A 674-nucleotide genomic window follows, 5' to 3' on the forward strand; every position below is an offset into this window, starting at 1 on the left:
CGGGCTCCCCGCGCGCCGCGCTCTGAGGCGTCCGAGTACGCGCGCATTGCCGCCCTCATGCCGAAGGCCCTGCGGAAGAAATCAAAGCCGCTCACGCGCTAGTTTCTCCTTGTTAGGCGCGCGTTAACCGCCGGCAGGCGCGTTGGAGATCGCGGCACGACAAGCGAATGTATCGTTAGCAAGCCTCGGCTGACCTGATTCGTTGACCAATCGGATGCCGCTGCGATGATCGAACAGGGCCGGCCCGTGCTATGTGCCTCCTCCAGAATTGGGGGCATCTTCCCGGCCCCCGAGTCCCCACGCGCCGGACTTGAAGAGTTCCTTCTCCATCCCCATTTCAGGGAACCTCGAAGCTCCACCGACGCCCCAAAGGTCAACGTCTTGCCTGCGGATCACAAAATGAACCTTCCAGAGCGGCTTGCTTTACATGACAGCAGAATCGCCCAATTCTGAAAATTTCACCGAACCTCGGTTGCCGTCGACATGCGCGCACGACGACCGCATTTATTTTCGGACTCGGTGAAAAGAACTGACGTTTCGCTTTCCAAAGAAGTCCTGTCCCATCATCTCGAAACTTGACAAAACAAAGGTCGGAAGCGGCCTTTTGAAGGCTTCGCAAAACGGCTCGTTGAAAAGTTTGTCGCCCCCAATTTACGTCCTCAAGCTGGCCCGAC

At 57.7% G+C, this 674-nt stretch carries 1 protein-coding gene; it reads right to left on the reverse strand.

Annotated elements, in window-relative coordinates:
• Nucleotides 1–373: 373 nt before the first annotated feature.
• On the reverse strand, nucleotides 374–674 hold a 301-nt coding region (locus tag NR187_RS34835; RefSeq protein ID WP_256809523.1), incomplete at its 5' end, for a hypothetical protein.

The sequence above is a fragment of the Bradyrhizobium sp. Bra64 genome, from assembly GCF_024519875.1.
In the GTDB taxonomy this organism is placed as follows: Bacteria; Pseudomonadota; Alphaproteobacteria; order Rhizobiales; family Xanthobacteraceae; genus Bradyrhizobium; species Bradyrhizobium japonicum_G.